The organism is Arthrobacter sp. 05T444 (genome assembly GCF_056395905.1).
On sequence record NZ_JBFTKK010000030.1, the window covers coordinates 14,817 to 35,870 of the forward strand.

Here is a 21,054-nt window from a genome sequence, read left to right on the forward strand (position 1 = left end):
CGGTAACATGAGCCGTATGGCCGAGACCTGGATCCGGCTCCTCGGTCCGCCCCGGATCGAGTCCCCTGGCGCAATTCCCCCGCAGCCCAGAGGCCGCAAGGCCTGGGCGGTGCTCGCCTACCTCGCGCTGCAGGCGGACGGCACCGGCCGCTCCCGGACCGCCTCGCTGTTGTTTCCGGATGCCGCGGATCCCCTCGGGGCGCTGCGCTGGAACCTGTCCGAGCTGCGGCGGACCCTCGACGGCATTGCGATGGCGGGCGATCCCCTGCGGATGGTGGTGCAGCCTCCGTGGCGCTGCGATGCCGCCGAGGTGATTGACTCGGGAAGCAGCCCGGGCCTTGACCCCCGCCGGCTCGACGGCCAGCTGCTGGAGGGACTGTCCTTCGCCGACTGCCCCGTCTTCGACTCGTGGCTGGCGGACCAGCGCTACCGGCTGGAAAACGTCGTTCAGTCCATGCTCTACGAGGCCTCCCTTGCTGCCCTCGCTACGGGGGCTCCCGGCGAGGCAGTGGAGCTGGCATCGCTCGCGCTGCACAGGGATCCCTTCCACACGGACTGCAACGTCGTGCTGGTCAAGGCGTTCGTGGCCCTGGGCGAGCACCGCCGCGCCCGGGAGCATGTGACCAGATGCGGAGAGCTCTACCGCCAGGAGCTCGGCCTGCCGCTGCCCGCGGAAGTCCGGCGGGCACTGTCCGATGCAGCTCCGGCAGCGGACACCGGCATGCCGGCCACCGCGGCGACGGTCCGGTCCTATCTCGACGCCGGAGGCGCCTCACTCTCGGCGGGCGCCGTGGACCGGGGGCTGGATCAGCTGCGGCTCGCCGTCGTACTCGCCCAGCGCACCAGCGACCGCCACCTGCTCGCCGAGTCCCTCGTGACGCTGTCCGGCGCGCTGATCCACCAGGCGGGCGGCCGCGGCGCCGAGGTGGCGGACTTCCTGCACCAGGCGTTGTCGGCCGAAGGGCCCGACGGCGCCTCCCGCACTGCCGCCGCCGCCTACCGCGAGCTGGGTTACCTGTCCGTGCAACGCGGTGTCCCCGACCGCGCGGCCGGGTGGCTTGACCGGGCGATGGTGGCAGCCAATGGATTCCCCGACGAACAGTCAAGGATCCTGGCCATTCAGGGCATGCTGGCCTCGGACACTGCCCGGTACGCGGACGCCGTGACGGCGCTGACCGAGTCCGGAAGGCTCGCCAAGGCCGTCGGGAACCGCCGGCAGCAGGCGTTCAGCGAGGCTCTGCTGGGCCGGGTGCGTCTGCTCCAAGGCGAGTTGGAAGCGGCGGCGGCCTGTTTGGACCGGGCGCTGGACTGGATAGCGGCGGAGCACTGGACGGCGTTCGAACCGTTTGTCGACGGGGTCCGGGGAGAAACATATCTCGCCGCCGGCCGGCTGGAGGAAGCTGCCGAACTGATTGACAGGTCCTGGGTGATGGCCGACTTGGCCGGCGACCACTGCTACATGGCGTTGGCCGCAGGCGCCGAGGCACGCCTGTTCCTGGCGCACGGCGATCTGGCGGCCGCGGAACACTGGGTCAGCCGCGGCCTTGAACCCAAGCCGTGGTACCTCTGGTATTCGGCCCGGCTGCTGGACACGGCGGCCGAAGTCGCCATCGCCGCCCGGTCTCCGCGGGCTTCAGAATTCGTGGGGCGGCTGGGCGAGCTGGCGAGCCGCAGCGGGATGCGGGAATTCGTGGTGCGGGCGCAGTCGCATCGGGCCGTTCTCGGCGATGAGGCCGCAGCGGAGACCGTGCCCTGGCTGGCGAAGGAGATCGACAACCCTGCGCTGACGGCGTTCCTGGCCGGGCGCCAGCGCGGTTGAGCCAGTCGAAACCCCGCTGGTTGAGCCCGTCGAAACCAGCACACCCGCGTTAAACAAAAGCAGGGCCCGTCAAAGACGGACCCTGCTCGAAACCTGTAAGGTTCCGGACTCAGAAGAGTTAGCTGAAAGCTAAGTCTTAGAGAGCCTGGATGTTTACGGCCTGGGGACCCTTGGGGCCCTGCTCGGTTTCGAAGGAGACCTTCTGGTTCTCTTCGAGTGAGCGGAAACCGGAGGAAGCGATCGCAGAGTAGTGTGCGAAGACATCCTGTGAAGAGTCATCGGGGGAAATGAAGCCGAAGCCCTTTTCAGCGTTAAACCATTTGACGGTACCAGTAGCCATTATTTTTGTCCTTCGTGAAGGTGGAGGAAAAGTCCCGACTTTCGGGTCCTCCGGTGTGGGGTGTTCAAAACCGCTACTTCAGAAGAACGCGGACTTTCGACCGCGCGTACTGCCTGAACTACCAAATACAAACACAACAACGATGTCTACTGTACACGGGTTTTCGGACCGCGTTGACCAAAAGCCAAATGGGGCACGTCAGCGCAGGATCGAGGATGACCCTGGGACCGCTTGAACAACCCAGCTCCCCCGGACCACAAACACCTCGCCCGCGCCCTCGGAACGCAATATGCTTCACACAAACCAGCCCATTGGGCTCCCGCGCAAACCGGAAGAAGAAGCCATGCAGATGCCCAAGCCGTCAGAGGCAGACAAGGATCACTTCCACACTGTCATGCCCTCGGACCCCGAGGTCGTGATCAAGCCGATGTTCGGCAACCTTGGCGCCTTCGTCAACGGGAACATGTTCGCGGGCCTCTTCGGCTCCACCATCGGGGTGAAACTCGGAGACGCGGACAGAGAGGAACTCGAAGGCACCGAGCGCACCGTTCCCTTCGGGCCTGCGGAGCGGCCAATGGGCGGTTACACGGGACTGCCGGAAGTATGGAACGCCGAGGGCGACGGCGATGACGCACGGGCTAAAGCCTGGGTGGCAAAGGCCTACTCCTACGTCGCCGGGCTGCCACCCAAGGAGCCGAAGGCTTCCACGCCGCGCCCGACCAAAAAGTAGCCGCCGCCGTCGGCCCTTGATTTGCCGCCCATCCCCCCTCTAAAGTTAAAGAATCTAGTTTTAGAAAGATCATGGGAACGGCGCAAGCGCAACCCGTGTCACCCACGCAGGCAACAGGGAGGCGGGGATTGAAATGGACTGGCAAGGCTGGGCCCTGTTCGGTCTGCTCGCCACCGCAGCCCTGACCGTGGTGATGATTGCCTCCCAGATGGCCGGATGGACCCGGCTCGATCTGCCTCTGGTCCTCGGCACCCTTGTCACCCCGGACCCGGACAAGGCGCGCGTTGCAGGGTTCTTCATCCACCTGGCCGCGGGGCAGGCCTTCGCACTCGGATACGCGGCGGTCTTCGCGCTGTTGGGCAGGGCCACATGGTGGATCGGCGCACTGCTGGGGCTCCTGCACGTTGCGGTGGCGCTGACGGTCATCCTGCCCCTGCTGCCCGGGGTTCATCCCCGAATGGCCACCACCAGAGCCGGTCCGGCGAGCCGGGCGGTGCTGGAGCCGCCGGGCCTGTTGGCTTTGAACTACGGGATTCAGACGCCGGCCGTAGCCATGGCAGCCCACGTGATCTACGGCTCCATGCTGGGACTGCTCCTCACGGTCCATTGACGCCTGTCAGCTCGAGAGAAGGTGGACGCAAAATGGAAGCCGGCAACATGAACTCCCCTGCCCTTTCGGATTACGGGCTGCTCGGCGATACGCGCACGGCGGCTCTGGTCTCGGCCGACGGCGGCATCGACTGGCTCTGCGCGCCAACCTTCGACGGCGATCCCGTGTTCGGCGCCCTGCTCGGCGGCCCCGAGGCCGGCAGCTTCCGCGCCGGCCCCGTCCTGCCCGCCAAGCGCCTTGTCCGCCGCTACCGGCCGCACACCGCCACGCTCGAGACGGTTTGGGCAACCGACGGCGGCACCCTGTCACTCACCGAAGCGATGGTGGCGGAGGTATCCGGCGGGCTGTTACCCACGACTCTTCTCATCCGGCGGCTGACCGCCGAGGGCGCACCGGCAGCGGCCGCCGTCGACTTTGACCCGCGCTTCGGCGAGCGCCATCTCCGCCCCCGGGTCCGGCAGGGACAGCACCTGGCCTGCGAATGGGGCGCCCTGGCCATGTCGCTCGGCTGCAGCGGCGGGCTAAGGGTGGAACCCGGTACGACGACGGAAATCACCGTTGTGCCCGGCCGTCCGGTCGTGATGGTGCTCGCCCTGGCCTACGCGGAACCACTGATCTTCGTCGATCCCGAGACCGCCTGGGACCTTGTGGAAGCCGACGAAAGCCGCTGGCGGGAATGGGCGTCAGGCATCAGCCAGGATGTCCCGTTCCGCGAACCGGTCCTGCGGAGCCTGCTGACGCTGAAACTTCTGACCTACTCCCCCTCGGGCGCGCCCGTGGCTGCACCCACGACGTCCTTGCCCGAGGACCCCGGCGGCATTCGGAACTGGGATTACAGGTACGCCTGGCCCCGGGACGCCAGCATCGGCATCGCCGCCTTCCTCGGGCTGGGCAAGGACGGCGAGGCCCTGAACTTCCTGAACTGGCTCCTGCACGCCAGCAGGCTGCAGCGGCCCCGGCTCCCTGCCCTGTTCACTCTGACCGGAGGACACGTCCCCCGCGAGCGCACCCTTCAGAACTGGCCCGGGTACCTGGGCAGCGCTCCTGTGAGGGTGGGCAACGGAGCCGCCCACCAGCACCAGCTCGACGGCTACGGCTGGGTCCTGGACGCCGCGTGGAACCTCGTCCGGCAGGGGCACAGGCTGAATTCGGAGACGTGGCGGGCGCTGCGCGGCTTCACCGATCTCGTGGCGCGGCGCTGGCCGGAACCGGATGCCGGCATCTGGGAAATCCGAGGCGATGCGGCACAGCACGTGCACTCCAAGGTGATGGGCTGGCTCGCCCTGGACCGGGCACTGCGAATTGCCCGCTCGCATCAAGTCAGCGCCAGGCGGCGGGGCCGGTGGGAAACAGCGAGAAACGATCTGGCCGCCGAGATCAGGACCCGCGGATTCGACACTGCCCGGAACTCGTACACCCGCTCGTACGGGTCCGGCGATCTCGACTCGGCTCTGCTGATCCTGCCTGTGACCGGCTTCGAGTCGCCGGACTCTGAAGGCCTGCGGGGCACGGTGGACGCTGTGTGGACGGAGCTGTCGGCCGGCTACCCGTTCCTCTACCGCTACCCGCCAGGCCAGGACGGACTGCCCGGGGATGAGGGCGCCTTCCTGCCCTGCTCGTTCTGGCTCGTGCAGGCCCTTGCCCTGACGGGAAGGGCAGCTGAGGCCACGGAGTTGTTCGAGGCTCTTCTGGCGATCGCCAATCCGCTGGGCCTTTTCAGTGAGGAAATCGACCCTGCCACAGGGGCTTATCTCGGCAACTACCCCCAGGCACTGACGCACGCCGCGCTGATTCAGGCGGCCCTGGCCCTCCGTGACGCTGGTCAGGCTTCGGCTTTTGGCTGGAGCTCGGGCGACCGGGGCTTGGGCGTGCGGGGGAACTCGGTGGCCGCCCAGGATGCCAGCAGGCACAAGGCCTCTTCGGACGTGGACCCGGGCTCCGCGGTGTAGGAGACCCTGCCGATAGGTGGGCTGGCGAAGCGTGGTACTGACAGGGACTCCCTCAGGACCGGATGAGTTTGTAGCGTGGTCGGCATGGACAACCGCACCGCGATTTGTGAGTTCCCCGCCGCCCGGCGTGCGAAGCTCAGCTGGGCGGCGACCGAATCGACTTCCACCGCCAGCAAGGAGCACGCATGAACGTCGAACCCACCAACCCCACCGGCAAGAATCCGCCCGAGCAGTTTGTCGGCGATGTGTGGCTGGACCCCATCGCGCTTCCCCACGAAAGCGATCAGCGCATGATCGTCGCGACCGTGCGGTTCGCCCCCGGCGCCCGCACCGCCTGGCACTCCCACGCCCGCGGACAGTACCTCCGGGTTACCCAGGGCGTCGCCCGGTTCGGCGGCCGCGACGGCAGCATCATCGAGGTCCACCCCGGCCAGACCCTGTACACCCCGCCCGGCGAAGAACACTGGCACGCCGCCGCACCCGGCTGCTTCATGGAGCACATCGCCATGCTGGAGAACGGTGATGACCCGGCCACGACCACCACCTGGCTCGAACACATCACCGACAACGAGTACAACGGCACCCAGTCCTGACTGACCCCTCGCTCGAGTCCCATCGACGCGGGAAGCACCACGAACAGACCACCGACCACAACGGAGACTAAACCATGCACACACGTACTCTCGGACAAGGCCTGACCGTCTCTGCGGTCGGCTTGGGCTGCATGGGCATGTCGCAAAGCTACGGGCCCAACCCTGGCAGCCGCGAGGACATGATCGCTGTGATCCGCTCCGCATACGACCTCGGGGTGACCTTCTTCGACACCGCCGAGGTGTATGGACCGTATCTGAACGAGGAGCTGGTCGGTGAGGCTTTGGAGCCGATCCGCCACCAGGTACAGGTCGCCACCAAGTTCGGGTGGCGCATCGAGGGCGGTAAGAGCATCGGCCTGGACAGCCGGCCCGAGCAGATCCGCCGCGTCGCTGACGCCTCACTGAAGCGTCTCCGGACCGATGTAATCGACCTGTTCTACCAGCACCGCGTCGATCCCAGCGTTCCCATCGAGGATGTCGCCGGCACCGTCGGCGAGCTGATTGCAGAAGGCAAGGTCCGGCACTTCGGACTGTCGGAAGCATCGGCCCAGACCATCCGTCGTGCGCACGAGGTGCAGCCGGTGACGGCGGTCCAGAGCGAGTACTCCCTGTGGACCCGCGACCCCGAGGCGGAGGTGCTTCCGGCGCTCGCTGAGCTGGGCATCGGCTTCGTGCCGTTCAGTCCGCTCGGCAAGGGCTTCCTCACCGGCACCGTCGACACGGCCACCACCTTCGCTGAGGGCGACGTCCGCGCCACGATCCCCCGCTTCACCCAGGAGAACAGGTCCGCGAACGCCGCGCTCGTCGAGCACGTCACCGGCCTCGCCCGCAGCAAGGGCACCACCCCTGCGCAGATCGCGTTGGCGTGGCTGCTCGCGCAGCAGCCATGGATCGTGCCCATTCCGGGCACGCGCAGCACCCCCCGAATCGAAGAGAACGCCGGCGCCACGGCCGTGGCCCTGTCCGCGGACGAGGCCGCAGATCTCGCCGCGCTCGCGCGGCGGATCGGTGTGCAGGGCGCCCGCTACAACGACCAGCATCTGGGATTCGTCAACCGCTGACGCCTAAGGAAGCACATGACCCAAACACATCCCAGCCCAGGCCATGTCGCCGCCCCCGCCGAAGGGCGCGGCTTCGTCGCGGCCACCGTCTCGTTCGTCTCGGTGTTCGCCGCCGGAGCCGCAGCCATTCCCCTCTACGACACCTACCGGAGTGCCGACGGCCTTACCAATGACCAGTTCTCGCTGGCCGCCGTAACCTACTTCGTCTGCGCCGTGTTCGCCCTGCTCGTCCTCGGCCGGCTCTCCAACCACCACGGGCGCCGTCCGGTCTCGATTGCCGCGCTCCTGATCGCCATCGCCGGGTGCCTCACCCTGCTGTGGGTCCACAGCTCCCTCCCGCTCCTGCTCGGCCGGGCCCTTCAAGGACTTGCCGCCGGCCTGGCCTCCAGCGCCATCGGCGCCTACATCGTCGACACCGCACCCCGGCGCCCCAGGTGGCTTGTCGCGGCCGTCACCGCTGCTGGCGCCACCGTCGGACTTGCCCTCGGCGTCTTCCTCTCCGGGGTGCTCGTCCAGTTCGCGCCGGCCCCGCGCGAGCTCACCTTCTGCGTCTTCGCCGTGATCCTGCTCGGCTGCGCGATCGCCCTCGCCACCCGCCCCGAGACCGTCACCCGCACCGCCGGCGCCTGGTCCTCACTGATCCCACGGCTCGTCGTTCCCAACGCGTCCCGCCCCTACCTGCCCATCGCCTCCGGCGTCTTTGTCGCCACCTGGGCGTTCGGTGGGTACTTCACCTCGTTCGGCCCCTCCATCGCGGCCGAGGATCTCGGCTCGCACAGTCCGCTCGTCGCGGCCGCCGTATTCGCCTCCTACATGGCGCCGAGCTTTCTCGGCGGGTTCATCGCCGGGCGTTTCACACCCGCGGCCGCGCAGCGCACGGGGATGACGCTCGTCGCCGCCGCAGGCATCGGCCTCGCGTTCGCCAGCAGCGCCGGCATCCTTGGCTTGTATATCGGTGCGGGCGTCGTCGGCGGCATCGGGATGGGGATCGCCACCTCCGGCAGCATGAACACTCTCCTGCCCGAGGCGCTCCCCCGGGAGCGCGCCGGCCTGCTTGCCGTGATCTACGCTATCTCGTACACCGGGTCCGCCGTCCCCAGCCTCATCGCCGGACAGGCCAGCCGGGTCCTGAGCCTCCCCGCCATCACCGCCGGCTACGCCGTGCTCGCCGCCATTGTCTGGATCACCACCCTCATCGCCGCCCGGAACCCGCCCGCGCCGGCCGGGCTTTGATGCCGGAATGCCCGACGGCGGGTCCTGAGGCAACCGCCGTCGGCAGTTAGTCCAGTTCTTTCGCAAGCGACGGGGCTCAAAAGCGGCAGCGTAGATCCGAATGCTACGCAGGCAGTCATGACCACAATCCCCCATTTGGAACTGCGAAATCAGAGATGTGTCTCGTAACTAACGGTGGATACAGCGATTCAACCAGAAGGCTGTGAGACGTAGTTACGAGCCGCGGACGAACTCCAACGATTCCACGAAAACTAAGGCACTGCCGTCGCCGCGGTCGTTCAGTCGGTGAGACGTGTCGTATCTCAAGGGTTGTGAGACGCCTACGAGATCGCAGATAAGGCACCCTCGCGGTGTGAATCGCAGGACTATATGGCCCGTTTTTCGCGGCACTATTTGGCGTGCTCGCATCCCCCGGCCGTCCCGTTAGGAAACAGCATTTGGGACGCCGCGAGGTAAGCCTGCTGTGCTGAGGGGCCTTCTTCGCGGGGTCGGTTTCTTATGGGACCTTTTTTAGAGGCGTGCGGTGTGAGGGAGACGTTTGAGTGTCGGTGGCCGGCCGGAGGACGGAAAGGGCTGCGAGGGCGGTGAGCGAGAGCAGGGATGCGGCGATGATGAAGCTGACCTGCATCCCGTGGACGAAGTTGGAGCGGTCGGCGATAAGGGCGCCGAAGACAGCGATGGCGACAGCGCCGCCGACCTGCCGAAAGGTGTTGAACACGGCACTTGCGGTGCCCGCCTTCTCACTTGGCGCGCTCGCGAGGACAACGGAGGTGACTTGCGGCATCGCAACTGATCCGCCGGAGCCGGTGAGGATCAGGAAGGCTCCCACCAGGAGCGGGGACCCCATCGGTGCGGTGATAATCATGGCGGTGAGCCCAAGGATCATAATCGTCAATCCGAGAACGATTGGCGTCCGGGGCCCGAAACGGTTTGCGAAAGTTCCACTGACGATGTTTCCAACGACGCTGAACGCCGCGGAGGGCAGGAAGACGAGTCCGGCCTGGAGCGGTGTCAGTCCGAGGTGTTGTTGGAGGAAGAGGCTGAGTACGAAGACGGTACCGAAATGGCTCGCCATGAACGAAAACCCGACAGCAAGGGACACTCGCATTCCGGAAGAGCGGAACAACTCCAAGGGCATCATGGGATGCCGGCTGCGCGCCTGGATCAGGAGAAATCCCGTGATGCCCGCGGCTGCGGTTATCAGGCTCAGCACGACTGGCATCGAACTGAAGCCCTCAGCTCCTCCGGTGATGAGGCCGTACATCAACGCGGTCAGGGCGATGATCGCTGTGGTCTGTCCGGCCCAGTCGAAGGAAACCGGCCGGCGCGGCGAGGTGGCGACGGAGGCCAGGAGTACGAGCATTGCGATGCAGACGGGAAGGTTGATCGCGAACACGAGTCGCCAGTTGATGGTCGTGAGCAGGCCGCCGACAAGTGGACCCACGGCCCCGGCGACGGCGCCGCCGACGGCCCAGATCCCGAGGGCGTGTGCGCGACGTCTCGGGTCGGGGAAGGCCTGCCGGATCAATGCCATTGAGGCGGGAAGCATGACCGACGCTGCACCACCCTGGACGACGCGCGCGGCGATCAGCAAGCCCGCAGTCGGCGCGATGGCGCAGGCGATCGAGGCCACCAGGAACACGGCGATACCGATTCCGAAGGCCCTTTTCGCGCCGATCCGGTCCGAGAGGTTTCCCGCGAACAGCAGCAACGCTGCGAACATGAGTGTGTAGGTATCGATGACCCACTGCTGGCCGGCGGTTCCGCCGCCGAGTTCCTTGCCGATGCTGGTCAGCGCGAGGTTCACGATCAGGATGTCGAGAGTGATGAGGAAGAACCCGAGAGAGGCCAGCACTAGTGTGACTCGCGCCTGTGGCCCATCCGTCGTGACCGGAACGGGAACCGGGGAGGGGCTTGTTGTTTCGCGTTGAGACAAGGTTTTCCTCTGGAGGAGATGGCTGGGGGCTGGGATTGGCCCTGAGGCGGTGTCGGGCCGCTTCCACTATCGAACCTCATCATCCGCGCGGGCGGGGTTCCCTCCTGAGGGGTGTCCTGGCGGGGAACCCCACGCTAGAGAAACCGCTCGTAGTGTTGTGTCATGACTGAGCGGAACCGAGACGAAGTTCGTGAGTTTCTCACGACGCGGCGGGCGAAAGTGCGGCCGGACCAGGTCGGTCTGGCACCCGGGCCGAACCGGCGCGTCCCCGGGCTTCGCCGTACCGAGGTCGCGCTGCTGGCCGGGATGAGCGTGGAGTACTACTCCCGTTTGGAGCGTGGGGATCTCACTGGAGCGTCTGACGCGGTCCTTCACAGCATCGCGGGTGCACTTCTGCTTGACGAAGCCGAACGCGAGCACCTTTTCGATCTGGCACGGGCCACTTCGGCCTCCCCGGGCCGCCGCCAGCGCCGCTCACCTCGGGACCCCGTGGTCCGCCCCGGCCTTCAGCTCGCCCTCGACGCGATCACAGGCGGCCCGGCACTGGTGCGGAACGGCCGGATGGACATCGTCGCCGCGAACGCGCTCGGCAGAGCGCTGCACGTTGACGCCTACGCCTCAGCCGAACGGCCGGTCAATCTGGCCCGCCACGCCTTCCTGGACCGCAGGAAGGCCGAGCTCTTCTACCCCGACTGGGATGGCACTGCCGACGCGATCGTCGCGATCCTCCGGACCGAAGCCGGCCGCGATCCGTACGACAAAGACCTCCAGGACCTGATCGGTGAACTTTCCACCCGGAGCGAGGAGTTCCGGACCAAATGGGGCGCCCACAACGTCCGGCGGCACGCAACCGGCCTCAAACACTTCCACCACCCGATCGTCGGCACCCTGGACCTTCTGTTTGAGGCCAGCGAGCTGATGGCCGATCAGGGATGGAGCCTCCTGATCTACACGGCGGAGCCGGGAACACCGACGGCGGACGCTCTTCGGCTTCTGGCGAGCTGGGCGGCGACCCAGGAGGAAGAGCAGGAAACGGCGCCGGCACCCACGAAATCCAACACACCCCGCGACGCCTAGACCGCTTCGGTGTTGCCTCCTTTCGCCGCCCCACCGAACAGAATCGACTTCGCACACGGCACCGGAACGACTGAACCACTCATCTCGCGAACGACCGATAGTGAGACTGCCCTAGGGGTGTCATTTTCCGAAGTCGTCTGCACGGAACGTCAGGAGTCCTCTGCACTACAGGAACAGCTCATCTGGGGCGGGGCGGGGCGGGTCGAGCAAGGATCCAGCGGGCCCGCCTGATTGGTGGTGCGGTTTGGCTAATTCGTTGGTGAGGCGTGCATGCCACAATGAGGCCATGACTCGAATCCTCATGATCGGCATCCACGCGCGAGCCCTCGACTATAGCAAGCTGCCTCCTGGCCTCGACGAGGCCACGATGACCGAACGGATCGAAGCGGGGTTCGGGGCCACTACGGCCGCCGGCTTCGACGCCGTCAACTGCCTGATCGGCACCTCCCCGGACGAGGCCGAAGCAGAGATTCGCTCGGCGTTCGGTCGTGATCGTTTCGGCCTAGTGATGATCGGGGGCGGCATCAGGATGATCCCGGAGTACACCGAGCTCTTCGAACGGATCATCAACGTGTGCAATGCGGAATCGCCCGGAATCACCTTCTGCTTCAACACATCGCCCGAGACGACTCTGGACGCGTTGGAGCGTCACGCCCAGCCGTGAACGTCTGCGACGCGATCCGGTGCGTCGACTAGCCTCGGCGTTTCGTGTCGGCGGTCATGAGATGCGCCTCTGCTCACGTGCGGCTGCGATGTATTGGGAATGGGTGCTCGCCTTACGGGAACTGTTGCGACACGGAGCGACCAAAAAACGCCGCCACAGAGCGACCAACTCCACACGTGCAGTGTTTCGTGCAAAGGTCAGTGTCGGCGTTCCGCGAATTGGCGCTGACTATGTCAATCCTTCTTGGCCCCGGCTGGACGGACGTATCTGGCCCCACCAGGAGCCCCGAGGCTTATTCCGCCTAAAGTGGCATTTATGCGAGGAAGGCACCGACACTCTAGCCTTGGGACCAGTCATTGACGGCTGGAACTGGAACTCTGTCAGGGGCTCGGAAACCGCAGGGATGGTTACGTGGGGAACTTACCTGCTGCAGGGGACGTGGGACGGCACAACCTTCACCCTTGGGCAAACACCTCCACGCCCTCTCGGACCCAATGAGTCCGCGCCATGGCCAAAGGACCCTCGAATGGACACAGCGCATCGAGGCGTTGGCACGCCGGATCAGCTGAGGAAGATCCGAAACGATCTGTCGCAATCCAGTGATCCAGCGCTGCTTTATGCAAAGGTCGAAAACGGGTATGTCTTTGTCAGGGTCATTTACGACGACGGAAGCATCCAGAAAAATATGGACCGACTCTACGGCTCGAAAATTGTCGCCGTTGAATCCGCCCTTCTACCCGCCACCTAATGCATCGTTTTGAAGGTTTCAAAGACAGACCAGGCCGAGCTAGCCGGACTATCCCGCACGGGGTTCCCAACCGGGGCAAGAAACTACTCACACAAGCGACAATTGTTGGCTTGGGAATCCGAAATAAGTTGTGCCATCACCATCGGGGCCCTCAAAAAGTTCCTCCCGTTCACTCCGGTTGGTTTCGCCCCAATAGCTCTCTGATCGACTGCTTCAGACTTCGCCGTGCCGGTCTAAACACCTGTCGCCAATCGAAAACCGTCTGTTCCAAGGCGACTTCCTCGTTGCTTCTGGCTAGCCACACAACACCGTACTCCTCGAGGACGTTCGCGGCATACTCATCAGCCAAAATATAGGAATCCAGGGGACCTTCTTCCAATGAGGAGCTGACGACTTCCGCCCATTGACCAGGCGTTGGCTCCGGATGGAAAAGAATCAGCCTGTTGGTGTACTTACCCTGGGTGATCACGCCGACACGGCCGTTTGGTTCCCAAAATTCCTTGTCGGAAAGCAACGCCAGCAGGCTTCCTCGGTCGCCATTTCCTGCCGTCGTCATGACTGGCCACCTCATTACCTCTGGTTCTGGAGATGATCCCAATCTACCAACCGAAATATCTAGCGCCGGGGTTGGCGCGTTCCAGTAGCGCCCGTCCTAGGGAAAATGAGGCCCACAGGCCCCTGTAAAGGTTACTGATCAGGGGGCGTCCGGTTTACGTTCCTTCTGAGGGAGCCCGACACCCTTCTCCTAATCGATTCGGTGTCTTGAAACCTCGTGCCTCGTATCCCTAGGGTTATAAGACTTTCCATGCTCCACTTCGGGGACGTTCACCGGGGCGGTAAACCGGGCAGGGCATACGGGGCATCCCGATGTCTGCCCCTCACACGTTCGAGAAATCAAGGGGTGTGCCCTTCCATCGACCGGCTTGCGGGACGTAAGTGAGCCACCCGCTTTCGGGACGTTAGCGTGGACTTGGCGGTACAAGGTCAACTCGACAGAGGGACCCTTTGCTTTGTCTTTGTATCCGGCAACTTGAGCGAAAGATTGTAGGCTCCGAACAGGGCAAGGATTTTGAACCCAATCGACTGGAGGAGCCCGTGAAAGCTGAAGAGATTGTGCGGGATCGCCCTCGCAATTTAGGTCGCCGGCGGAGTGGTCAAAACATTAGGGGGCCTGCTCGCTCTAGTCGGAGTTATGGGCTTCGTTCGGGCCAGGAAACGTCAGCGTATGTAATGCTGCAGCGGAGGGCCGGCAGAGGTTCCCGCAAATGGAACCCAGGCAAGACAGTAATCGACACACGTGGCATATCAACAGACGCGCCTGGCGGACGATAAGGTTGCGCTACGTTTGGCGTCGGAGCCTCCAATACAGGCAGGATATGAGCTCGAATCCAGAACCCGTGGACTTTCGTTCATCCGTAGAACTGATCCTGTTCAAAGATCAGGACGGGCTCTTCAACGCTGCAAACGACCTCACTCAGATTCCCAAGTATGCAGCGATAGAAGTCTCGTACCTTCTTGCCATCGAGCACGGAGTGAAGGAAGCCTACCTGAACTATGGCTGGTTCCTTCGCGGCATCAACCGGCCCAAGGAAGCAATAGCTCAATTCCAGAAGACGTTGGAAATAGGGGATCCTCAGGCGGCCTATTTATCTGGGAGAAACCTCCCTGGAGATGGGCAAACATCTTCAGGCCATAAAATGGCTGCGCCTCGCTGGCGAAAATCCTCTCGTGCCGCTCCGCTTGGCCAGATCGTACAGAGCAGTAGGCGATGAACTGTCCGCCGTGGAGGTCCTACGCGAAGGATGCGAAACGAGCCCTGAGGCCGCCGTGGAACTCATCCACACCACAGATGACGATCAATCTACGGGAAAAACATCTGGAAAACGGCAAGGTAGAGGTTTTGATCGTGCTGGCGGATCTTTATTCGAAGGTGGGCAACCCACAGACGGAAATTGAACTCCTCAGACGCAGCGTCGCAGAGGGTGAACCCAGCGCACTTCATAACTTGGGCTTTGCGCTTTGGAATTCTGGCCAAGTGCGGGAGGGCAGGGCGTTACTGAAGAAGGCTGCGCAGCAGGGCGACAAACTATCCCCAAAAGTCCTGCGCAAGATTCGCGGTAAGCAGCGTCACGGACGGCGTCACAGGCCGATAGACGGATCGCCCTCAAAGCTCATAACCATTCGCCGGGCGGCCACGCGTGATCTACGAATCTCTTCAGATGAGGGCTGGCGGCTCATCGCGTGGATTAGTCCTCTCCAACTGCCTCGTTCGGGGTTGGTCCTTGAATCGCAGTTTCATTCTCGATTGGCCACACGTTTGGGCGATTGGGGTGCCGCATGCTCGTCCTAGTCTCCGCCCTGGCAGGAATCCAATACCTGATCGACAGGTTCCTTTTGGATAACTAAAGGACTAATCCAGTCAGAGCAGAACCATCCACGGCTGCTCAGCCGTGCGTGGTCAACGCGCCGCAGTCAGGGATCCTATGGCAAACTGCGTAGGTCCAACCCAACCTGCCGGGAGTGTCTGTGTCTTCGGCATTGGAGACAACATCGTGTTGAAGAACACCTAACTGTTGAGAGTAAGAAGCGATCCTCAGCAGGGCGTGGCCCAGCGGTAGATGTGAGTCGGACTTCCATCTGCTGGCCACCCGACGTGGGGCCGCGGGTGGTGGATCGATTCCTCCACCGCTCGGAGGAACGCGCTCAGCGCCTCGTCTCGTACCTGGTTAGGACCACGCCGCCGGGAAACGTCCGCGTCTCGACCAGGTCCAGGTTCACCCAGCTGTCCAGCGCAGTGAAGAACGGCGTGCCGCCGCCCACCAGGACCGGATGGGTGGCCAGCGCGTACTCGTCGATCAGACCGGCCCGCATGGCCGCCCCGGCGAGCGTTGCGCCGCCGACGCTCATCGGGCCTCCGTCCTCGGCCTTGAGCCGGGTGATCTCGGCGATCGCGTCGCCGGTGACCAGGCGCGTGTTCCAATCGACCTTGTCGATCTTCGAGGAGAACACCACCTTCGGCGTGTCCCGCCAGTTCCGCGCGAACTCGATCTCCGCCGGGGTGGCGTTGGGCTGCTGGTCGCCGGTCGGCCAGTAGGAGCTCATGGTCTCCCAGAGCTTGCGGCCGTACAGCGACAGGCTGCTAGCCACCTCCTGGTCGAGCCACCACTGGAACAGTTCGTCGCTCGGCCCGCTCCAGCCGATGTCGTCGCCGGCCGCGGCGATGTAGCCGTCCAGGGTCAGGTTCATGCCGTAGATCAGTTTCCGCACGGCGCCAGCCTTCCGTCAGTCGGTCTCCAGCTTATAGACCAGCACGGAGCAGGAACCTCTGTCGTCCCGCACATGATCAGCAGCATCCTGTCCCTCATGGAGCCACAGTAACTGCCCATGATCTGGATGCCATAGCCTTCGGTCCTCATTTCAACTGAGCTATCTGGTGAAGGATCCCCAACTGGACGCAATGCCCCAATGACTTCCGTCGTGCAAGAATCGCCGCATGGATGAGGATGAGCGGCAGACAAGGGAACAATTGATGGTCGTCGATGCCCTGGTACAGGCGATGGATCGGCGTGACGAGGTCTTCCAGATGATTGAGGATTCAGAGGACGGGGACGAAGCAATCCGTCGGGTGGGTCAGCTGTTGGGTGTAGGAGAGCTGTGCAGCCGGGCAGTCCTCGACCTGCAGGCTAGAAGATTCACCCGAGACCAGCGTCAGGCCATCGCTTCCCATGCAGAAGAACTTAGATCAAAGTTGCCTGATGGCCGCTGAGGACTTCGTGTTCTCCGTCGACTACTTGTTCCCTCAGCGCGACGCTACCAGGAAGCAGCTGCTCACCGTTGTGCCCAGCTAACTCGGTGTCTAGAAACCTTCCCGTCTCGTATTGCTAGGGTTCCGAGACGCGCCTGCGCTTTGGTAGATTCGGCTCGTTCGAGGGCAAGCTTAACGGGCAGGGCCATGCGGCCATCAGGGGCGATTGAAGGAAGGGCACTCAGGACCCGTGCAGCGGTTCATCAGGCCACCCATTGAACAGATCGCGGCCGCCTAAAGAGGCCTATTCTGAGGGCATGTCGCAGTTCGGTGACACGATTCCCCCGGCGCTTCGCCCGGGGGAATCGCCGGGGGTTCGCCCGCCGCTGGAGGTTGCGCTGGCGAAGGGGGTGAAGGGCATCCCGCCGGCTTCTGCCTTGCCTGACCAGATGCTTTTCGAGCCCAAGTTTGGTGGTTATCGTGTTCTGATTTTTAGGGATCGGAATCGGGCCAGTCCGTGGTCGCGCCAGGGTAAGGACCTGACCCGGTATTCTATTGGCGTCAGTGGCGCCATTCTGACGTTTGGCCTCGTGAGAGTGCAGTTGTTCGTGCGCGATAAGTGTCGCTCACTTGTTCTCCGTGGGCTGGCCTCTAGACGGTTTGGTGTCTTGCGCGCAACTACCCTTCGAGCTCAATCCCCGTTATCTCGGCCAACTGCTTGAGGAGTCGGTCTTGGAAGCTGCTGTCGCGAGCTTCGGCGGCGATGGAGACTGGTCGGCGGTGGTGCCAGACTTGGCCGCTGCGGGTGGCATCTCGGCTGCCACTGACCGCGAGCCAGGCTTGAGTGAGGTGGCCTTGATCAAGATCGTCGGGGGCGGAAGGGCCGCCCATGCGCGTGGGTACCCAGCCGGGGTCGACCGCGTGGCTCATGACGTCTGGCCAACGGCGGGCGATGGCGAGAGCGAGTGCGGTGACGAAGAGCTTGCTGTCGCAGTAGGCCTGGGTGCCGTTCCACCGGCGGGTGTTCCAGTCGAGGTCGCTGAGGTTGCCGTCGCCGCTGACGTGCATGTCGCTGGTGAGGTAGATCAGCCGGTCTGGCTTCTGAATCAGCCCGGTCAGTAGGTAGGGGGCGAGGGTGTTGACCGCCAGCACCCGCGGGTGCCCCTCAGGGCTGGGGTTACGATCGCGGTCGCCGTAGACTCCCGCGTTATGAATGACGGCGTCCATCGGGCCGAGCTGGTTGACCTGGTCAGCGAGGTGGCGGGTCTGCTGAACGCTGGCAAGATCGCCAACGACCAGGGCCGCACCGCGATCGACCAAGTCGGTCAACGCGGCCGCGCGGTTGGTGTCGCGGGCGTGAACGACAATCTGGTGCCCTTCGTCGAGCAGGGTGGTGGCGGCGGCTCGACCGAGCCCTTGGGCGGAACCGGTGATCAGGATGCGAGCCACGAGCGGTCCTTTCGTACGCTGGTCAACTGAGGAAGCGTTCGACGGGGGCGTTGTCGACGTAGATGCGTTGGTCGGTGAACTTGCCGTCGATGAGGGTGAAGATCGAACAGGCGTTGATGTTCACTTCGCTGTCGTCGTGGAGGCGCCAGATGCTGGTGACCTCGACGATGACCACCCCACCGTCTTCCTGCCAGACGTTGATCAGCGGGTGGGCCAGCGACTTGACCTTGCCGAGCAGGGTAATCATCTGGCCCAGCATGGCGTCGCGCCCGGCGATGGTCGGTGCGTTGGCGAAGGTCAGGGTGATGTTGTCGGCGTAGTAGGAACCCAGCCGTTCGTGATCTTTGGCCTCCATGGCGTCGAAGTAGGCGGTCAGGAGGCCGATGGTGTCCTGGTCGGCTTGAGGCATGATTGTTCCTTTGTGATGAAGGGCTGGGGTACGCAGTCGAGCGAGGGACCGGCTGCGGTTGGTGCCGGCGCAAGACCTGCTCAGTGGCGAGGTTGAGCCACTCAGTCGGTTGATGGCATGGCGGTCGTGACGGGTGGCCGTTCCGGTCCGGTGCCGGCGCGGTGATGGAAGGCTGCCGGTTCGCTGGCCAACGCCGTGAGTGTGTCCAGCTGCGACTGTTCGAGCTTGACGTCGGCCGCTGTGGCGTTGGCGTGGAGCTCGTCGGGGGTTTCGGCGCCGACGATGGCGGAAGCGACGGCCGGGCGGGACAACAGCCAGGCCAGCGAAACTTGGTACGGCGCCAGTCCCCATGTACGGCTGAGACGCTCGACCTGCCGAGCAACGGCAATCTCGGCGTCGCTGAACCCTGCTCCGGCGAAACGCTGGTCACCCGAGACGTCCCGGTCCAGAACGCGAAGGTCGGCAAGCAGGCCGCCGTGCAGCGGCGCGTAGGGAACGATCGACAGCCCGAACCGCTGGCAGGCGGGCACCAGCTCACGTTGGGCGGCCCGATCGATGAGGTTGTACTTTACCTGGGCGGCGACGGGCGCCTGCTGACGCCGATCATCCGCGATCCACAGGGCTTGTGTAACCTGCCAGGCAGGATGGTTGGACAAGCCAACGTAGCGGATCTTGCCCTGCCGGATGAGATCGTCGTATGCCGCCAGGGTCTGCTCCAACGGCGTGTCCGGGTCGGGATCGTGGGCGTAGTAGAGGTCTATGTAGTCAGTTTCCAGGCGGCGTAGGCTCGCCTCGACCTGACGGATGATGTGTCGACGTGACAGGCCACGGTCGTTGATGTCGTGCCCGACGATTCCGTTGGACTTGGTAGCGATCACCACCTCGTCGCGACGTCCGCGGAGGGCACGGCCGAGGATCTGCTCGGAGGGTTCACGATCAGCGGCGACGGGGGCACCGGGCCGGTCGAAGACCGGCATGTTGCCGTATACGTCGGCGGTGTCGACGAAGTTGATCCCCAGGTTGATAGCTGCGCCAACGACCTGGTCGGCATCCTGCGCGGTCGGTGCGACGCCAAATGTGGCGGTGCCCAGACAAATCCGGGACACTTTTACGCCGGTCGAGCCGAGGACTGAGTATTCCATCAGAGTTCCTTGTCTTCCATGGTGGTTGGCGGGCGGCCGGGCTTGGCAGGTGCCGGACGTCAGGGAGGATGTTTGCGTCGTGGGAGTCGTGGTCGAGGCTGCTGTCGACGGCGCCCCTATCTGGAGATAAACTGTAACCGAGTGGTAGGTTTTGGTCAACGGATTCATGAGAAGGTGGAACCTATGTCGAATAGCACAGGGACTACCTCACGGGGTCCCTACCGCACCGGAATCCGGCGGCGTGAACAGATCGTCGCTGTCGCCATCGCGGTCTTCGGAGAGAACGGCTACGCGGGTGGCTCGATCCGGACCATCGCTGACCGGGTCGGGGTCTCCCACGCCACGCTGCTGCAGCATTTCGGCAGCAAGGAAGGACTCCTCACGGCAGTGCTGCAGGAGTGGGACCGACGAACTGTCGAAGCCAGCCTCACGGGTGTTCTCGGTCTGGACTATTTCCGCCGACTACCTGAGGTCATGACTGCGCATCTGAGCAACCGGGGGCTGCTCGAGTTGTTCACCACCATCGCGGCCGAGGCATCCAGCCCGGCCCATCCGGCTCACGTCTTCATTCAACGCCGCTATACGGACAACCTCGAAACTCTCGCACTCCATCTCCGGCAAGCGGTCGACGCCGGCGACGTGGCACCGCTCACCTCAGCCGAAATCGAGATAGAAGTTCGCCTGGTCACCGCCGTGTTGGACGGAATCGGGCTGCAATGGCTGCTTGACCCGTCCACCAAGGTCAGCGCCAGCGTCGAGACCTATATCAACCGAACGGTCGAAGCCTGGCGTAGTAACCGGCACTAAGGACCACATAGGCGATGCTTCCCCGGGATATCCAAGGGCTTCAGTCCTGGCGGGTCGCATCTTGCATCGTGCCGCGGCGGCCATCCAAACCATCACTTGGCGCCGGCCTGTTGAGTTGCCCTATGAGTTGACGGTTCGCCTCCCGGGCGGCACCTAGTTCTTCCTCCTGGTCTTGCATCTTGGCCCGCAGTTCTTCGATCTCGTTCTGCAGTGTGTGGTTCTGTTCCTCGAGCGCGGCGTGGTTGCGAGATGCGCCGAGTCCGGTCCGGGAGTAGGCCTGCTCGCCGAGGAGCTCCGACAGCCGGGCTTCCAGGTCGGCAATGTGCTGAGTCTGACGGCGGACGCTGGCCCGCAGGTTCAGGTTGTCGGCTTCAAGGCTTTGGCGCGTTGTAGTGGTGGCGGCTGCTGCCGACGGCTGGTCAGCGGCCGCGTAAACGTCCGCACGAAGGTCGAGATGGCGGTGGATAGCCTGGTCGGGACGGTCGTTCCGCCATCCCCTCCGTCTTGTCCGAGCCAGACCCGAGCTGCATCCGGATGAGCTTTCGTCACCCTTTGATCGGACCTGAAGATACAGCCATTTCGGAAAGCCCGCGAAGTAAGCATGAAGCCGCCTTCCAGGCCATGACGTGGGTGACATAAGCCTTGAAGTGAGGAGGCCCCGGGGCTTAGTGGAGGTATCTGACATCTTCACGGCCCGCGGAGGCCCTCAGTAACCCCATACCCTCTTACCGGCGGGCCGGGG

At 64.1% G+C, this 21,054-nt stretch carries 22 protein-coding genes; 14 read left to right on the plus strand and 8 right to left on the minus strand.

Annotation, left to right across the window (positions count from 1 at the left end):
- Positions 1–16 precede the first annotated feature (16 nt).
- Positions 17–1,819 carry an AfsR/SARP family transcriptional regulator gene (locus AC1DD3_RS20310; RefSeq protein ID WP_476882393.1) on the plus strand — a complete coding sequence of 601 codons (1,803 nt, stop codon included), beginning with the start codon at positions 17–19 and terminating at the stop codon, positions 1,817–1,819.
- A gap of 136 nt (positions 1,820–1,955) precedes the next feature.
- On the opposite strand, the gene AC1DD3_RS20315 is transcribed toward AC1DD3_RS20310, so the two are convergent.
- Positions 1,956–2,159: a cold-shock protein gene (locus tag AC1DD3_RS20315; protein ID WP_024365339.1), complete on the minus strand. Its 204-nt coding sequence runs from the start codon at positions 2,157–2,159 to the stop codon at positions 1,956–1,958.
- Positions 2,160–2,502: 343 nt separating this feature from the next.
- Between AC1DD3_RS20315 and AC1DD3_RS20320 the strand changes: the two genes are divergently transcribed.
- The 6 genes from AC1DD3_RS20320 (at position 2,503) to AC1DD3_RS20345 (ending at position 8,335) form a co-directional block, all read left to right on the plus strand.
- Positions 2,503–2,889, plus strand: coding sequence for a TfoX/Sxy family protein (locus AC1DD3_RS20320; RefSeq protein ID WP_476882401.1), 387 nt, complete (start codon positions 2,503–2,505; stop codon positions 2,887–2,889).
- A gap of 133 nt (positions 2,890–3,022) precedes the next feature.
- A complete protein-coding gene (locus AC1DD3_RS20325; RefSeq protein ID WP_230120107.1) occupies positions 3,023–3,499 on the plus strand; it encodes a hypothetical protein in 477 nt (158 codons plus the stop codon).
- 32 nt (positions 3,500–3,531) lie between these two features.
- Positions 3,532–5,448, plus strand: a complete 1,917-nt coding sequence (locus AC1DD3_RS20330; RefSeq protein WP_230120106.1) for a glycoside hydrolase family 15 protein — start codon at positions 3,532–3,534, stop codon at positions 5,446–5,448.
- A 185-nt stretch (positions 5,449–5,633) separates the two neighbouring features.
- A complete protein-coding gene (locus AC1DD3_RS20335; protein WP_230120105.1) occupies positions 5,634–6,041 on the plus strand; it encodes a (R)-mandelonitrile lyase in 408 nt (135 codons plus the stop codon).
- 74 nt (positions 6,042–6,115) lie between these two features.
- Positions 6,116–7,102 (plus strand): aldo/keto reductase, encoded by a 987-nt coding sequence (locus AC1DD3_RS20340; protein WP_230120104.1) that lies wholly within the window; start codon positions 6,116–6,118, stop codon positions 7,100–7,102.
- A gap of 15 nt (positions 7,103–7,117) precedes the next feature.
- On the plus strand, positions 7,118–8,335 hold the full coding sequence (locus tag AC1DD3_RS20345) for an MFS transporter (protein WP_476882394.1): 1,218 nt from the start codon (positions 7,118–7,120) through the stop codon (positions 8,333–8,335).
- A gap of 496 nt (positions 8,336–8,831) precedes the next feature.
- Here AC1DD3_RS20345 and AC1DD3_RS20350 read toward each other — a convergent pair whose 3' ends face one another.
- Positions 8,832–10,190, minus strand: coding sequence for an MFS transporter (locus tag AC1DD3_RS20350; RefSeq protein WP_476882395.1), 1,359 nt, complete (start codon positions 10,188–10,190; stop codon positions 8,832–8,834).
- A 243-nt stretch (positions 10,191–10,433) separates the two neighbouring features.
- On the opposite strand from AC1DD3_RS20350, the gene AC1DD3_RS20355 reads away from it, so the two are divergent.
- The 3 genes from AC1DD3_RS20355 (at position 10,434) to AC1DD3_RS20365 (ending at position 12,760) form a co-directional block, all read left to right on the plus strand.
- Positions 10,434–11,348 (plus strand): helix-turn-helix domain-containing protein, encoded by a 915-nt coding sequence (locus tag AC1DD3_RS20355; protein ID WP_476882396.1) that lies wholly within the window; start codon positions 10,434–10,436, stop codon positions 11,346–11,348.
- Positions 11,349–11,634: 286 nt separating this feature from the next.
- Positions 11,635–12,012: a hypothetical protein gene (locus AC1DD3_RS20360; RefSeq protein ID WP_028275079.1), complete on the plus strand. Its 378-nt coding sequence runs from the start codon at positions 11,635–11,637 to the stop codon at positions 12,010–12,012.
- Between the two features lie 526 nt (positions 12,013–12,538).
- Entirely contained in the window at positions 12,539–12,760 is a 222-nt protein-coding gene (locus AC1DD3_RS20365) for a hypothetical protein (RefSeq protein WP_476882397.1), read from the plus strand.
- A 169-nt stretch (positions 12,761–12,929) separates the two neighbouring features.
- Here AC1DD3_RS20365 and AC1DD3_RS20370 read toward each other — a convergent pair whose 3' ends face one another.
- Positions 12,930–13,316 carry a hypothetical protein gene (locus AC1DD3_RS20370; protein WP_230120099.1) on the minus strand — a complete coding sequence of 129 codons (387 nt, stop codon included), beginning with the start codon at positions 13,314–13,316 and terminating at the stop codon, positions 12,930–12,932.
- A gap of 820 nt (positions 13,317–14,136) precedes the next feature.
- On the opposite strand from AC1DD3_RS20370, the gene AC1DD3_RS20375 reads away from it, so the two are divergent.
- Positions 14,137–14,532: a hypothetical protein gene (locus AC1DD3_RS20375; protein WP_230120098.1), complete on the plus strand. Its 396-nt coding sequence runs from the start codon at positions 14,137–14,139 to the stop codon at positions 14,530–14,532.
- 77 nt (positions 14,533–14,609) lie between these two features.
- Positions 14,610–15,110, plus strand: coding sequence for an SEL1-like repeat protein (locus AC1DD3_RS20380; RefSeq protein WP_230120097.1), 501 nt, complete (start codon positions 14,610–14,612; stop codon positions 15,108–15,110).
- A 353-nt stretch (positions 15,111–15,463) separates the two neighbouring features.
- Here the strand turns inward: AC1DD3_RS20380 and AC1DD3_RS20385 are convergent, their stop codons facing one another.
- Positions 15,464–16,027, minus strand: coding sequence for a dihydrofolate reductase family protein (locus AC1DD3_RS20385; RefSeq protein WP_230120096.1), 564 nt, complete (start codon positions 16,025–16,027; stop codon positions 15,464–15,466).
- Between the two features lie 226 nt (positions 16,028–16,253).
- On the opposite strand from AC1DD3_RS20385, the gene AC1DD3_RS20390 reads away from it, so the two are divergent.
- Complete coding sequence (locus AC1DD3_RS20390; protein ID WP_230120095.1) at positions 16,254–16,526, plus strand: DNA gyrase subunit A; 273 nt, start codon at positions 16,254–16,256, stop codon at positions 16,524–16,526.
- A gap of 657 nt (positions 16,527–17,183) precedes the next feature.
- Here the strand turns inward: AC1DD3_RS20390 and AC1DD3_RS20395 are convergent.
- From AC1DD3_RS20395 to AC1DD3_RS20405, 3 genes are all read right to left on the minus strand, one after another.
- The gene (locus tag AC1DD3_RS20395; RefSeq protein WP_476882398.1) at positions 17,184–17,954 is read right to left on the minus strand and encodes an SDR family NAD(P)-dependent oxidoreductase; all 771 of its coding nucleotides are present in this window, start codon (positions 17,952–17,954) and stop codon (positions 17,184–17,186) included.
- A gap of 22 nt (positions 17,955–17,976) precedes the next feature.
- Positions 17,977–18,363 carry a nuclear transport factor 2 family protein gene (locus AC1DD3_RS20400; protein WP_230120093.1) on the minus strand — a complete coding sequence of 129 codons (387 nt, stop codon included), beginning with the start codon at positions 18,361–18,363 and terminating at the stop codon, positions 17,977–17,979.
- A 101-nt stretch (positions 18,364–18,464) separates the two neighbouring features.
- Positions 18,465–19,505 carry an aldo/keto reductase gene (locus AC1DD3_RS20405; RefSeq protein WP_230120092.1) on the minus strand — a complete coding sequence of 347 codons (1,041 nt, stop codon included), beginning with the start codon at positions 19,503–19,505 and terminating at the stop codon, positions 18,465–18,467.
- 183 nt (positions 19,506–19,688) lie between these two features.
- On the opposite strand from AC1DD3_RS20405, the gene AC1DD3_RS20410 reads away from it, so the two are divergent.
- Positions 19,689–20,312, plus strand: coding sequence for a TetR/AcrR family transcriptional regulator (locus AC1DD3_RS20410; protein ID WP_230120091.1), 624 nt, complete (start codon positions 19,689–19,691; stop codon positions 20,310–20,312).
- Between the two features lie 40 nt (positions 20,313–20,352).
- On the opposite strand, the gene AC1DD3_RS20415 is transcribed toward AC1DD3_RS20410, so the two are convergent.
- Entirely contained in the window at positions 20,353–20,949 is a 597-nt protein-coding gene (locus AC1DD3_RS20415) for a hypothetical protein (protein WP_476882399.1), read from the minus strand.
- Between the last annotated feature and the right edge of the window lie 105 nt (positions 20,950–21,054).